7 protein-coding genes are annotated in these 14,927 nt (G+C 51.2%); all 7 read left to right on the top strand.

The features are described 5' to 3' along the window. Positions 1-107 precede the first annotated feature (107 nt). The 7 genes from rplL (at position 108) to rpoC (ending at position 14,782) form a co-directional block, all read left to right on the top strand. Positions 108-485, top strand: coding sequence for a 50S ribosomal protein L7/L12 (gene rplL, locus ACTQZS_RS00740; protein WP_279200400.1), 378 nt, complete (start codon positions 108-110; stop codon positions 483-485). A 224-nt stretch (positions 486-709) separates the two neighbouring features. Continuing rightward, complete coding sequence (gene tnpA, locus ACTQZS_RS00735; RefSeq protein ID WP_441474123.1) at positions 710-1,174, top strand: IS200/IS605 family transposase; 465 nt, start codon at positions 710-712, stop codon at positions 1,172-1,174. A 372-nt stretch (positions 1,175-1,546) separates the two neighbouring features. Further along, positions 1,547-2,860: a murein hydrolase activator EnvC family protein gene (locus ACTQZS_RS00730; protein ID WP_441474122.1), complete on the top strand. Its 1,314-nt coding sequence runs from the start codon at positions 1,547-1,549 to the stop codon at positions 2,858-2,860. 260 nt (positions 2,861-3,120) lie between these two features. After that, on the top strand, positions 3,121-5,106 hold the full coding sequence (locus ACTQZS_RS00725; protein WP_441474121.1) for a sodium-translocating pyrophosphatase: 1,986 nt from the start codon (positions 3,121-3,123) through the stop codon (positions 5,104-5,106). A gap of 301 nt (positions 5,107-5,407) precedes the next feature. Further along, entirely contained in the window at positions 5,408-6,712 is a 1,305-nt protein-coding gene (locus tag ACTQZS_RS00720) for a fused HPr family phosphocarrier protein/2-hydroxyacid dehydrogenase (protein ID WP_441474120.1), read from the top strand. Between the two features lie 316 nt (positions 6,713-7,028). Then, complete coding sequence (gene rpoB, locus ACTQZS_RS00715) at positions 7,029-10,892, top strand: DNA-directed RNA polymerase subunit beta (RefSeq protein ID WP_441474119.1); 3,864 nt, start codon at positions 7,029-7,031, stop codon at positions 10,890-10,892. A 131-nt stretch (positions 10,893-11,023) separates the two neighbouring features. Then, positions 11,024-14,782, top strand: a complete 3,759-nt coding sequence (gene rpoC / locus ACTQZS_RS00710) for a DNA-directed RNA polymerase subunit beta' (protein ID WP_441474118.1) — start codon at positions 11,024-11,026, stop codon at positions 14,780-14,782. The last annotated feature ends 145 nt before the right edge of the window (positions 14,783-14,927 follow it).

Here is a 14,927-nt window from a genome sequence, read left to right as displayed (position 1 = left end):
TGTGCATAGTCACAGATCCGTTTATTACCGATCCGGTTTTTTGCGATCCGTTTTATCAGATCCGGATCACAGAGTAGATTCAAATACTAAATTGGAGGAAAATTACAATGGCAAAGTTAACAACAGAAGAATTTATTGCTGCTATTAAAGAGTTATCTGTACTTGAGTTAAATGATCTCGTAAAAGCTTGCGAGGAAGAGTTCGGCGTATCTGCATCTGCAGGCGTTGTAGTAGCTGCTGCCGGCGCTGGCGCTGGTGAGGCTGCAGAGGAGAAGACCGAGTTCGACGTTGAGCTGACTGAGGTTGGCCCGAACAAGGTTAAGGTTATCAAGGTTGTTCGTGAGATCACCGGACTTGGTCTGAAGGATGCGAAGGATCTTGTTGATTCCGCACCGAAGATGATCAAAGAGGGCGCTTCCAAGGCTGAGGCTGATGATATCAAGGCTAAAGTTGAGGAGCAGGGCGCAAAAGTTACCCTCAAGTAATAATTATGCGATGTGTGGGCCGGAGACTGCTGTGTCAGTCTCCGGCTTTTTTTATGGGCTTTAGCCTGTTGAGCTCGAGCGAGTATTTCCCAACGGAAATATGAGCCGAGCGAAATAAAAAACCACCCGCTATGCGGGTGAGAGTCAGATAGTTATACAATTGAGATCAACTCTTTCTATAATAGAGGTGTCCAAGCCACTATTTAAAAGAAAGAGGTGATCTCATGGCGAACCAGGCGAATAGCCTTGCGCATACCAAATGGCTGTGCAAGTACCATATCGTGTTCACACCAAAGTATAGGCGAAAAATCATTTACAATCAATACAAGCAAGACCTTGCAGAGATACTTCATCAGTTATGTGCATATAAAGGTGTCACAATTATCGAAGGTCATCTGATGCCAGATCATGTACATGTGCTGGTTAGCATACCGCCTAAGATCAGTGTGGCATCATTTATGGGATATTTGAAGGGGAAAAGTGCCCTTATGATGTTTGACAGGCACGCAAATTTAAAATACAAGTTTGGAAACAGACATTTTTGGTCAGAAGGAAATTATGTCAGTACAGTAGGGTTAAATGAAGCTACCATCAGAAAATATATCCAAGACCAGGAGCGGGCGGATATCATACAGGACAAGCTCAGCGTAAAGGAATACGAAGACCCTTTTAAGGGTCAGGGTAAGTAATACGGATGCCCCTTGAGGGGCAGCGACGAGTAAAAAGCAATGTGGCTTGAACGGAGCTGCGGGAAGTGATTAAAGAAACTTCCCGTAGCCATAAAGTGAAAGCCAGCGCCTTGAGACGCTGGCCTAGCAACACGGGCTTATAGCCCGGACCGAACCACCCGTTTCACGGGTGGCGGCGATTACGCGCCCGGCGGGCGCATGTTGGAAAAAGGGGTTGCCGTTGCAGAACACTAAATAACAGCGATTACAATAAAAATATTGCGGAAAAGTTACAAAAGGTTACAAAACACTTTTAATAGAACGGTACATATGTTATAATATCTTCATTCCCTTGAGAAAGGGGAAACGATTTTAAATCTGAGGTGTACATTTATGAAGGGAATGAAACGATTTTTACCTGCGGCACTTTCTGCAGCTCTGCTGCTGTCGGGGGCTTTTGGAACTTATCCGGCAGCGGCTTCTACGCAGGATGAGATCGACTCGGCTGAGGCGAAGAAGAGCGCGGCAGAATCTGAATACAATAGCGCGCAGGATAGAATCAGCGGGCTTCAGGCGAAGAAGGATAATGCACAGGAATATCTGCAGGATCTCAATGATCAGCTGACGGATCTGAATCAGCAGCTGGATGAGCTTCAGCAGAAGTACAGCGCTACACAGGAAGAATATGATACCGTGAATCAGGAACTCGCCGATGCGCAGGAGAAGGAGAGTGTTCAGGCGAAGAACATGGCGCTCCGGATCAAATATATGTATGAGAATGGAACCGGAACAGGTGCGCTGGAGACGCTTTTTTCCTCCGGTAACTTCAGTGATTTCCTGAATGAAAGCACAAACGTGTCTGAGCTCACGAGCTATGACAGGAAAGTTCTGAAGGAGTACAGCGAGATCTGCGAGACGATTACCGAGAAGCAAAAAGAGGTGAAGAAGGAGGCGGATCAAATCGCCGGTCTTCAGGAACAAAGCAAGAGCAAACGGGAAGAGATACAGAATCTTGTGGATTCCACCCGTGAGGATGTCCAGGAGTATGCAGATTCTCTGGAAGGTGAGCAGAGTACAGCGGCGGACCTTCTGGCAAGCATACAGGAACAGCAGGCCAATATCGACGCGCTGAACGAGAAGGCAGCAGATGAGGTGGCCGCTGCAGATGCGGCAGCGGCGGATAAGGCGAGAACCTCGACGCAGGAGGCTGTTTCCGAGCAGGAGGCCCAGGAGGCGGCTGCTCCGGAATCGAAATCGTCGATGCCGGCATCCGGGGGTACCTCAGCTTCATCTTCATCGGGAGCCGCGGGTACTGCCGCGGCTGTGGCAACACCGACGCCGACTGCAGCTCCTGCTCCTACACAGGCAGCTTCTGCGGAGAGCCCGGCACCATCCAGTACTTATTCTGGCGCGGCGCTTACGGCGGCTGCCGGCCGGATTGAAGGCCCGAGCGGGCAGGAAACTTATTATAATATGGATATGTCAGGTGTCGTCAGCATCATGAGAAGCATGGGTAATACCGATGAATACTGGGTGCGGTCCGACGGAGTCAAGATGCTTGGAAGTTATGTAATGGTTGCGGCAAATCTTGGTGTCAGACCGAGAGGATCTCTGATCGCGACGAGTCTCGGAATGGGAATAGTGGTTGACACCGGTGGCTTCGCTGCCGCGAACCCGACACAGCTTGACATTGCGGCAAACTGGTAATTATAAATCGTCATGCCCCGCAGGCAGGGTACCACAATATGTACAAGGAGCTTCTTCGTTCCATGAACGAGGAAGCTCCTTTTCTAAATATACAAGGGAGCTTCTTTTCTAAATATTATTTGTGATATAAATGAAAAGTAGTATAATTGAAGAAAAACGGGAAAATAGACAGTGTTTAATCCCGTAAGCCCGGATGCCCTGCGAGTGGGGCATAACAAACTTTATAAGCTGCAGATTGCTGAGTAAGGGAGGCGAAAGAAATGTCAAAGAGTATTTTGGTTCTGGTGCCGGTGATCAGTGCTGTTGCGCTGATTTTCGCTGCCTGTTTGGCGGGTTCCGTCAGAAAAGAAGAGGCGGGAACGGAGCGCATGCAGGAAATCGCGGCTGCGATCCGGGAGGGCGCGAGCGCGTTTCTCGCCTCGGAGTACAAGGTGCTGGCGGTTTTTGTCGCGGTTCTGTTTTTGGTTCTGGGTTTTGCGCTGCAGAACTGGCTGGAGGCGGTATGCTTTCTGATTGGAGCGGCTTTTTCGGTACTGGCGGGTTTTTTCGGAATGCGGGTTGCTACGCTGGCAAATGTCCGTACTGCGAACGCGGCTGGAAAGTCCGGAATGCCAAAGGCCCTTTCCATTGCGTATCATGGAGGTGCTGTCATGGGCTTCTGCGTGGTGGGGCTGGGTATACTGGGAGCCAGTCTGATCTATCTGATCAGCGGCAATGCGGATGTGCTGTTTGGCTATAGTCTCGGCGCGTCCTCGGTTGCGCTCTTTGCGCGTGTGGGAGGCGGAATCTACACTAAGGCGGCAGATGTCGGCGCTGATCTTGTGGGAAAGGTCGAGAACAATATCCCGGAGGACGATCCGCGCAACCCGGCGGTGATTGCGGATAATGTCGGAGATAATGTCGGTGATGTGGCAGGTATGGGTGCGGATCTGTTTGAATCCTATGTAGGCGCAGTCGTATCGGCGGTCACGCTTGGAATCGCGTCTTCCGGAGAAGCGGGAGCTTTCTATCCGCTTATAATTGCGGCATGCGGAATAGCCGCGTCTATTATTGGCACTTTTTTTGTCAGAGGCAAGGAAAATGGAAACCCGCAGAGAGCTCTGAACATGGGAAGTTATGTTGCGTATCTGCTGGTCATCATTGCGTCTCTGATTCTGAGCAGGACTCTGTTCGGGGAGTTCCGGCCGGCAGTTGCGGTGATTTTCGGACTCCTCGTCGGGTTTGTGATCGGTCAGATGACAGAGATCTATACTTCAGACAAATATAAATCCGTCCGGAAGATCGCGGAGGAATCACAGACCGGAGCCGGCACAACCATCATCACAGGGCTGGCGGTAGGCATGAAGTCTGTCATGGTGCCGATTCTTTGTATCTGTGTCGGTATTTTCGTGTCCTATATCACAGCGGGACTTTACGGCATCGCCCTCGCGGCGGTCGGAATGCTTGCAACGGCCGGAAGTACAATTGCCGTAGATGCATATGGTCCGATTGCGGATAATGCCGGCGGAATCGCCGAGATGTCCGGCATGGATGAGAGCGTCCGAGAGATTACCGATGCTCTGGATTCCGTGGGAAACACGACCGCGGCAATCGGAAAGGGATTTGCGATCGGATCTGCGGCGCTGACGGCTCTTGCGCTTTTTGTATCCTATGCGCAGGCGGTTCATCTGGAGAAGATTGATATCATGGATCCGAAGGTTATCATCGGTCTCTTTGTCGGAGGCATGCTGACATTCCTGTTCTCCGCCTTTACGATGGAATCTGTATCGAAGGCGGCATACAAGATGATTGAAGAAGTGCGCCGGCAGTTCCGTGCGGATCCAGGCATTCTGGCCGGAACGAGCCGTGCGGATTACAAATCCTGTGTCGGGATATCCACACAGGCGGCGCTTCACGAGATGATTCTTCCGGGCATTCTTGCAGCAGCTTCACCAATCTTGCTTGGCCTGATCCTCGGAACGGATGCTTTGGGAGGGATGCTTGCGGGGTCGCTGCTCACAGGCGTACTGATGGCAATTTTCATGAGCAACGCCGGCGGCGCCTGGGACAATGCGAAGAAATACATTGAGGGCGGAAAGTTCGGAGGAAAGGGCAGCGAGGCGCACAAGGCAGCGGTTGTCGGAGACACTGTCGGCGATCCTTTCAAAGATACGTCAGGTCCGTCCATTAATATTCTTATTAAGCTGATGACGATTGTATCTCTGGTATTCGCGCCGCTGTTTCTTGCTGTGGGAAGTCTGCTGTAATCGATTCCACTTGTATCTTCTCAAACTGCCGGGAACATGATATCATGGATGCAGCATCATGTCGGACAATTGAACGGGCAGTTGACATGGCGGGGAATCCGGCGTCACGGAAGATGATGAGATGCTGCGACAGGCAGTCAGCCGCCATGGAAGATGATGAGATGCCGCGACAGGCAGGCATGCGTTGCGGAAGATGATGAGATGCGGCGACAGAAAATCATACAGCCCGAAAAAAGTAGCACAAGAGACGGCCAGATAGTACAGAGATGTGTACGGATGTACATATCAGAAAGGAAGAAGAATGAAAAGCTTACAGTATACCGTGAAAACCTCTCTCGGAATTCATGCGCGCCCGGCGGCAATGATTGCTCAGGCGTGTACCGCACTGAAGAGCGAGGTCGTCATAGAATGCGACGGAGAAGTGGCGAGCGGCGACAATGTTCTTCAGATTCTCAAGCTTCATGCGGCAAAGGGGTCTGTTCTGAACATTACGGCGGAAGGCCCGGATGAGGAGGAAGCCATTGAGAAAATTTCTGATGTGTTTCACGGGATCGCGGCGAAGGATAAGAACGTGGATGTTCTGAAGGTTGCTTTCTTCGGGACAAAGGATTATGACAGAATGTTTTTCAGTCAGCTTGCGAGGGATAAAGGAGAAGGCACTTATAACGTTGAGATCAAGTATTTTAAGGCAAGACTGACATCGGAGACGGTACATCTGGCCGAAGGATTCCGTGCGGTATGCATTTTCGTGAACGACGAGGCACCGCGCGAGGTAGTGGAGGCGTTGAGTCAGTGCGGTGTCCGTCTGATCCTTCTGCGTTGTGCAGGATTCAACAATGTAGATCTGCAGGCGGCAAAGGAGTGCGGAATCACAGTGCTTCGCGTGCCTGCTTATTCCCCGTACGCGGTTGCCGAGCATGCGATGACGATCATTCAGGCGGCGAACCGTCATATTCACAAGGCATACCTGAAGGTGAAGGAGAACGATTTTGCGCTGAGCGGTCTTCTCGGGGTGGACCTTCACAACAAGGTTGCGGGTATCATGGGAACCGGAAAGATCGGCCAGTGCATGGCAAAGATCTGCAAGGGATATGGCATGACGGTGCTCGGATGGGATGCCTTCCCGAATCGCAAGCTGGAAGAGGAGGGGCTTCTCACCTATGTCAGCAAGGACGAGCTGCTTCAGAGAGCGGATCTCATCTCTCTGCATCTTCCGTTAATCATGGGAGAGGGCGGGACTTATCACATCATCAATGACGATACGATTGCCATGATGAAGGATAATGTAATGCTCGTGAATACCTCCCGGGGCGGCCTTGTAGACGCGGAAGCTCTGATCCGCGGACTGAAGGCGCAGAAGTTCCACGCAGTGGCGCTCGATGTCTATGAGGGAGAAGATTCCAATGTATACACGAATCATTCCGATGATTTCCTAACAAATGATATCGTGGCTCGGCTCACCATGTTCCCGAACCTGATTCTGACCTCCCATCAGGCATTCTTCACCCGGGAGGCGATGCAGGCAATTGCGGCGATTACTATGGAAAATGCCAGAAACTTCAACGAGCATCTTCCCTACGGTGACGCGGAGTGCCGGGCAAAATAAGAAGCGGATACAGGAACATTGTGTTAAAAATGTATAAATGGAAAAGCGTCTCCGGAGACGGAGACGCTTTTCGTGTCTGGAAAACAGAAAAAATATGTTTCAATTGTATTAAATTTCATTTGACAGGCTTGACAGACTGTGTTATTGTAAAAAATGCACTATTATGGCAACATGTGCCTACCATCCTGAGAACAAAAAAAATTTTGTTCAAATTCACGATACAGATGGGCATGTATAGTTACCGTCAACGAAGCCCCTCCGGGGGCTTGGGAGACATAATTTATTTTCATATTATATCACAAGGGGTGAAACGTCAATGGAGAAAAACAGGATACGTCTGATCCACAGCGGCAGAAACATTCGCATGACCTACCAGAGACAGAAAGAAGTTCTGGAAATGCCCAATCTGATCGAGGTTCAGAAGGATTCCTATGAGTGGTTCCTGAAGGACGGTCTCAAGGAAGCTTTCGATGACATCTCTCCGATCGAAGATTACGGCGGGAAACTGAGTCTTGAGTTTGTGGACTACCAGCTCTGTGAGGATGATGTAAAGTATTCCATCGAAGAGTGTAAACAGCGTGACGCTACGTATGCAGCACCACTTAAGGTAAAGGTACGTCTTTTCAATAAGGAAAAGGATGAGATCAGCGAACATGAGATTTTCATGGGCGATCTCCCTCTTATGACGGCGACCGGTACCTTCGTCATCAACGGTGCTGAGCGTGTCATCGTCAGCCAGCTGGTGCGTTCTCCTGGAATTTATTACGGCATTGCGCATGATAAGCTTGGTAAAGAGCTTTATTCCTGTACGGTTATCCCGAACCGTGGCGCATGGCTTGAATATGAGACTGACTCCAATGACGTTTTCTGGGTACGTGTGGACCGTACCAGGAAGGTTCCGATTTCCGTACTGATCCGTGCGCTCGGTATCGGAACGAACGCCGAGATCGTTGAGTATTTCGGCGAGGAACCGAAGATTCTGGCAAGCTTTACAAAGGATACCTCTACGAATTATCAGGAAGGTCTTCTTGAACTCTACAAGAAGATCCGTCCCGGTGAGCCGCTTGCTGTGGAGAGCGCCGAGACGCTCATCAATGGTATGTTCTTTGACCCCCGCCGGTATGATCTGGCGAAGGTGGGCCGCTACAAGTTCAACAAGAAGCTTGCTCTTCGGAATCGTATCGCGGGTCATGTACTGGCTGAGGATGTTGTCAATACAGAGACCGGAGAGATCATTGCGGAAAAGGGACAGACCGTCACCCGCGAGATGGCGGATGATATTCAGTATGCTGCAGTTCCGTATGTGTGGATTGAGACACCGGAGCGCAATGTCAAGGTTCTTTCCAACCTTGAAGTGGATATCACCAGATGGGTGGATGTAGATCCGGAGGAAGTCGGAGTCACTGAGGAAGTTTATTACCCGGTTCTCTCTGAGATCCTTTCCGAGTATACGGATATTGAAGACATCAAGGACGAGATCCGCGACAGAATCCACGAATTGATTCCAAAGCATATCACGAAGGAAGACATCTTCGCTTCCATCAACTACAATATGCATCTGGAGTATGGCATCGGAAATGATGATGACATTGACCATCTGGGCAACCGGCGTATCCGCTGCGTGGGAGAGCTTCTTCAGAACCAGTACAGAATCGGTCTTTCCAGACTGGAGCGTGTTGTGCGTGAGAGAATGTCCACGCAGGATCTTGATACGATTTCCGCACAGTCTCTGATCAACATCAAGCCGGTTACAGCTGCCGTCAAGGAATTCTTCGGATCCTCGCAGCTGTCCCAGTTCATGGATCAGAACAACCCGCTCGGTGAGCTGACACATAAGAGACGTCTGTCTGCCCTTGGACCGGGAGGACTTTCCAGAGACCGTGCCGGCATGGAGGTGCGTGATATTCATTACACGCATTACGGACGGATGTGTCCGGTTGAGACTCCTGAGGGACCGAACATCGGACTGATCAACTCCCTCGCATCCTATGCGAGAATCAATAAATACGGATTTGTCGAAGCACCTTACCGCCGCATTGACAAGACGGATCCCAAGAACCCTGTTGTCACGAAGGAAGTTGTCTATATGACGGCCGATGAAGAGGACAACTACCATGTGGCGCAGGCGAACGAGCCTCTCGATGAAGATGGACATTTCATTCATCATAACGTATCCGGACGTTTCCGGGCAGAGACACAGGCTTATGACAGAAGCATGTTTGATTACATGGATGTATCTCCGCGGATGGTATTCTCGGTCGCGACATCGTGCGTACCTTTCCTTCAGAATGATGACCCGACCCGTGCACTGATGGGATCGAACATGCAGCGTCAGGCCGTGCCGCTTCTGTTCACCGAGGCACCTGCTGTCGGAACCGGAATGGAAGAGAAGGCTGCCGTTGACTCCGGAGTCTGCGTTGTCGCAAAGAAGGCGGGAACCATCACGTATTCAACTTCCTATGAGATCCGCATGGACAACGACGATGGAAGCCGCGACGTATATCATCTGATGAAGTTCGAGCGAAGCAACCAGAGCAACTGCTACAACCAGCGGCCGATTGTCTTCAAGGGTGATCATGTAGACGCTGGCGAGGTGATCGCGGATGGTCCTTCCACATCGGGCGGAGAGCTTGCTCTCGGAAAGAACCCTCTGATCGGTTTCATGACCTGGGAGGGCTACAACTACGAGGATGCGGTTCTTCTGTCAGAGCGTCTGGTGCGTGATGACGTTTACACCTCCATTCATATCGAAGAGTACGAGTGCGAGGCCCGCGACACCAAGCTCGGACCGGAGGAGATCACAAAGGATGTTCCCGGTGTCGGCGATGATGCGCTGAAGGATCTGGATGAGCGCGGTATTATCCGCATCGGCGCGGAGGTACGTGCCGGAGATATCCTTGTCGGAAAGGTAACTCCGAAGGGAGAGACCGAGCTGACCGCCGAGGAGCGTCTGCTTCGTGCTATTTTCGGAGAAAAGGCGAGAGAAGTCCGCGACACCTCGCTGAAGGTTCCGCACGGCGAGTACGGTATTGTTGTGGATGCCCGGGTATTCACCAGAGAAAACGGCGATGAGCTGTCCCCCGGTGTGAACCAGGCGGTTCGTATCTACATTGCGCAGAAGAGAAAGATATCTGTCGGTGACAAGATGGCCGGACGTCACGGAAACAAGGGTGTCGTATCCCGCGTGCTTCCAATCGAGGATATGCCGTTCCTGCCGAACGGACGTCCGCTCGATATCGTTCTGAACCCGCTGGGCGTACCTTCCCGTATGAACATTGGACAGATTCTGGAGATCCATCTGAGTCTTGCCGCGATGGCACTTGGCTTCAATATCTCCACGCCGGTATTCGACGGCGCGAATGAGGTGGATATCCAGGATACCCTTGAGCTTGCAAACGACTACGTGAACAGCGAGTGGGATGATTTCTATGAGAAATACAAGGATATCCTCCTGCCGGAAGTTATGCAGTATCTGTCCGATCACAGAGATCACAGGGCGCTCTGGAAGGGCGTTCCGATCCGCCGCGACGGAAAGGTTCAGCTCCGTGACGGTCGGACAGGTGAGCCGTTTGACGGCCCGACCACAATCGGACACATGCATTACCTGAAGCTGCATCATCTGGTTGACGATAAGATTCACGCACGTTCCACAGGTCCATACTCCCTTGTTACCCAGCAGCCTCTGGGAGGAAAAGCTCAGTTCGGAGGACAGCGTTTCGGAGAGATGGAGGTATGGGCGCTGGAGGCATACGGCGCAGCTTATACACTTCAGGAGATCCTGACCGTGAAATCCGATGATGTCGTTGGACGTGTGAAGACATACGAGGCGATTATCAAGGGTGAGAACATCCCCGAGCCGGGCATTCCGGAGTCCTTCAAGGTTATGCTGAAAGAGCTTCAGTCTCTGGCACTGGATATCCGCGTCCTGGATGAGAACGGAGAAGAGGTCAAGATCATGGAGTCTGTTGACTACGGCAATACAAGCTTCCGCAAGATCATGGAGGATGCAGACCGGTACAACAACAGGGCAGATGACAAGGAACTGAGCGACCACGGATTCGGAAAGCAGGAATTCAAGGACGGTGAGCTCGTTGACAGTGAGAATGATCTCGACGATACCATCACAGACGATGAGGATGAGGAATTTATCGAAAGCCTTGATGACGACATGGATGAATAATTTATTCGTGCCGGGGTCTGAGAGCGCAGGCCCTGCAAGGTGTCTGTCAACCAATGAGTAGTAGATCCGTGCCGCGCCGGATATTTCCGCGGCGCGCCGGATTTCATATACATGCTGAAAGGGGTAAATAAATGCCGGAAACAGTTAATAAAGAAGAAGGAACGCATCAGCAGCTGAACTTCGATGCCATTCGCATCGGCCTTGCTTCACCGGATAAGATCCGTGAGTGGTCTCATGGAGAGGTCAAGAAGCCGGAAACGATTAACTATCGTACGCTGAAACCGGAAAAAGACGGACTGTTCTGCGAACGGATTTTCGGACCGACCAAGGACTGGGAGTGTCATTGCGGAAAATACAAGAAGATCAGCTACAAGGGTGTGATCTGTGACCGATGCGGCGTAGAGGTTACGAAATCATCTGTCCGCCGGGAGCGTATGGGCCATATCGAGCTGGCAGCGCCCGTATCCCACATCTGGTACTTCAAGGGGATTCCTTCCCGTATGGGCCTGATCCTGGATCTGTCTCCGAGAACACTGGAGAGAGTTCTGTATTTTGCAAGCTATATTGTACTTGATCCCGGTGATACCAAGCTGATGAAGAAGCAGATTCTCTCAGAGCGTGAGTACAGTGAGGCGCTTGAGACGTACAGACCGGATGAGTTCCGTGTCGGAATGGGAGCTGAGGCAATCAAGGAGCTTCTTTGCGAGATCGATCTGGACAAGGAATATGAAGAACTGACAACAGAGCTGGAGCAGGCAAGCGGTCAGAAGAGAGCCCGTATCATCAAGAGACTTGAGGTTGTAGAAGCTTTCCGTGAGTCCGGAAACCGCCCGGAGTGGATGATTCTGGACTGCGTACCGGTTATTCCGCCGGACCTCCGCCCGATGGTACAGCTGGATGGCGGCAGATTCGCGACCTCCGATCTGAACGATCTTTATCGCAGAATCATCAATCGGAACAACCGTCTGAAGAGACTCCTGGATCTTGGAGCACCGGATATCATCGTCAGAAATGAGAAGAGAATGCTGCAGGAGGCTGTAGATGCTCTGATCGATAACGGACGAAGAGGAAGACCGGTTACAGGCCCGGGAAACCGCGCACTGAAATCTCTGTCCGACATGCTGAAGGGAAAGAACGGACGGTTCCGTCAGAACCTCCTTGGAAAACGTGTCGATTATTCCGGACGTTCCGTTATCGTCAATGGACCGGAACTGAAGATTTATCAGTGTGGTCTTCCGAAGGAAATGGCCATTGAGCTGTTCAAGCCATTTGTCATGAAGGAGCTTGTATTCAGGCAGATGGCACACAATATCAAGAACGCCAAGAAGATGGTGGAAAAGCTTGATCCGCAGGTTTGGGATGTACTGGAAGATGTCATCAAGGAGCACCCGGTTATGCTGAACCGTGCGCCTACACTGCATCGTCTCGGTATTCAGGCATTTGAGCCGATTCTGGTTGAAGGAAAAGCAATCAAGCTTCATCCGCTGGTATGTACCGCTTTCAATGCCGACTTTGACGGTGACCAGATGGCCGTGCATCTTCCGCTGACACAGGAGGCGCAGGCAGAGTGCAGATTCATGCTTCTCTCCCCGAACAACCTTCTGAAGCCGTCTGACGGAGGAGTCGTTGCCGTTCCATCTCAGGATATGGTTCTCGGAATCTATTACCTGACACAGGAACGTCCCGGCGAGATCGGAGAGGGAACCTTCTACAAGGATCTCAACGAGGCACTGCTCGCTTATGAAAACGGATATATCAAGTATCAGTCAATCATCAAGGTCCGCCGCTATGGGAAGGACGCTGAGGGAAATGAGATCTCCAAGGTGGTCGAGACGACACTCGGACGGCTGATTTTCAACGAGATCATTCCGCAGGATCTGGGATATGTGGACCGTTCCGTGCCGGGCAATGAGCTTCTTCCGGAAATTGATTTCATGGTAAAAAAGGGAGACCTGAAGAAGATTCTGGAGAAGGTCATCAACACCCACGGTGCGACCAGAACCGCTGAGGTTCTCGATGCCGTGAAGGCGATGGGATATCATATATCGACCCGTGCAGGAATGACGGTATCCATCTCGGATATGACCGTTCCGAAGGAAAAACCGGAGCTGCTTGAGGAGGCGGAGAAAACCGTCGACAAGATCACCCGCAACTACAAGCGTGGACTGATCACTGATGAAGAGCGCTATAAGGAAGTAATCTCCACATGGGAGGAAGTCGATAATCATCTGACCAAGCTTCTTCTGAGCGGACTTGATAAATACAATAACATCTTCATGATGGCGGATTCCGGAGCCCGTGGTTCTGATAAGCAGATCAAACAGCTGGCAGGTATGCGAGGCCTGATGCAGGATACAACCGGTCATACCATCGAGCTGCCGATCAAGTCAAATTTCCGTGAAGGTCTGGATGTACTGGAGTACTTCATGTCGGCACATGGAGCCCGTAAGGGTCTTTCCGATACCGCGCTTCGTACCGCCGATTCCGGATATCTGACCCGTCGAATGGTCGATGTATCACAGAACCTGATGATCCGCGAGCCGGACTGCTCCGTCAACCGCAAGGAAATTCCGGGAATCTGGGTCGAGGCGTTCACCGAGGGCAAGGAGATGGTCGAGTCTCTGGAAGAGCGTATTACCGGCCGTTTCTCCTGCTATACGATCAAGGACAAGGACGGAAATGTGATTGTAAAGGCAAATCATATGATCACACCGCGCCGCGCGGCTAAGGTTGTGTCTGAAGGCGTGGATGAGAATGGAGATCCGATCACAAAAGTGAAGATCAGAAGCATTCTTACCTGCCGTTCTCATCTTGGCATCTGCTCAAAGTGCTATGGCGCGAACATGGCGACCGGAGAAGTTGTTCAGGTCGGCGAGTCTGTCGGAATCATCGCAGCGCAGTCCATCGGTGAGCCTGGTACACAGCTTACCATGAGAAACTTCCATACCGGTGGTGTTGCAGGTACCGCTGATATTACACAGGGTCTTCCGCGTGTCGAGGAGCTTTTCGAGGCCCGTAAGCCGAAGGGACTTGCCATTGTTACAGAGATGTCAGGTACCGCGCAGCTTAAGGATACAAAGAAGAAACGTGAGATCGTCGTAACCGATAAGGAAGGCAATTCAAAGACGTACCTGATCCCGTACGGAACAAGGCTGAAGAAGGAGCTTGAAGATGCTGACGCCACCAAGGAAGTAGAGGCAGGTGATCCGCTTACCGAAGGTTCCATTAATCCGCATGATCTTCTCCGTATCAAGGGAGTTGAAGCCGTTCAGAATTATCTGCTCGGAGAGGTTCAGCGTGTATATCGTCTGCAGGGTGTTGATATCTGCGATAAGCACATCGAGGTTATCGTTCGTCAGATGCTGAAGAGAGTCCGCGTGGAAGAGGGCGGCGATACCGGTCTGCTTCCGGGCAAGATGATGGATTATCTTGATGTTCTGGATATGAATGAAAAGATGGAAGAGGAAGGCAAGGAGTGCGCGACCTATGAGAGACTGCTTCTGGGTATCACAAAGGCGTCTCTTGCGACAGATTCCTTCCTGTCCGCGGCGTCCTTCCAGGAGACCACCCGTGTTCTCACTGACGCTGCAATCAAGGGCAAGGTGGATCACCTGATCGGTCTGAAGGAGAACGTAATCATTGGAAAACTGATTCCGGCAGGAACCGGCATGAAATATTACAGAAACCTGAAGCTGGATACCGATGCGGAGATCGAAGCCGAGAAGGCTGCAAAGGCACTTGCTGCGGCGTCCGGCAGTGATGCGGAAGATGAGTCCGCGCCGGCAAAGGAAGAAATTCCGGAAGATCAGGAAAATGAATCAATAACAGACGTAGATGAGCCCGCTGAGAACGAAAATACAGAGGACAATACCCCTGTAACTACAGAATAATAAGTCTGCCGTCGGTTTGTTTCTGCGACAGTAAAAAAGGCCCTTAGATGCATGCCGATCAATCGGAGCACCAGGGCCTTATTACAGTATGAGGAACTATCATATGTGGCAGCATGCAAATTGGCATGACGGTATTTCAGGGAAG

This window comes from Bilifractor sp. LCP19S3_H10 (assembly GCF_052119185.1).
In the GTDB taxonomy this organism is placed as follows: Bacteria; Bacillota; Clostridia; order Lachnospirales; family Lachnospiraceae; genus Bilifractor.
Note: the sequence above shows the minus strand (reverse complement) of the source record. Positions and strands in the feature narration are given on the sequence as shown.

What these genes read in the sequence shown, in the direction of transcription:
- rplL (WP_279200400.1), top strand. Translation starts at nt 108, where the DNA reads ATGGCAAAGTTAACAACAGAAGAATTTATTGCTGCTATTAAAGAGTTA.
- tnpA (WP_441474123.1), top strand. Translation starts at nt 710, where the DNA reads ATGGCGAACCAGGCGAATAGCCTTGCGCATACCAAATGGCTGTGCAAG.
- ACTQZS_RS00730 (WP_441474122.1), top strand. Translation starts at nt 1,547, where the DNA reads ATGAAGGGAATGAAACGATTTTTACCTGCGGCACTTTCTGCAGCTCTG.
- ACTQZS_RS00725 (WP_441474121.1), top strand. Translation starts at nt 3,121, where the DNA reads ATGTCAAAGAGTATTTTGGTTCTGGTGCCGGTGATCAGTGCTGTTGCG.
- ACTQZS_RS00720 (WP_441474120.1), top strand. Translation starts at nt 5,408, where the DNA reads ATGAAAAGCTTACAGTATACCGTGAAAACCTCTCTCGGAATTCATGCG.
- rpoB (WP_441474119.1), top strand. Translation starts at nt 7,029, where the DNA reads ATGGAGAAAAACAGGATACGTCTGATCCACAGCGGCAGAAACATTCGC.
- rpoC (WP_441474118.1), top strand. Translation starts at nt 11,024, where the DNA reads ATGCCGGAAACAGTTAATAAAGAAGAAGGAACGCATCAGCAGCTGAAC.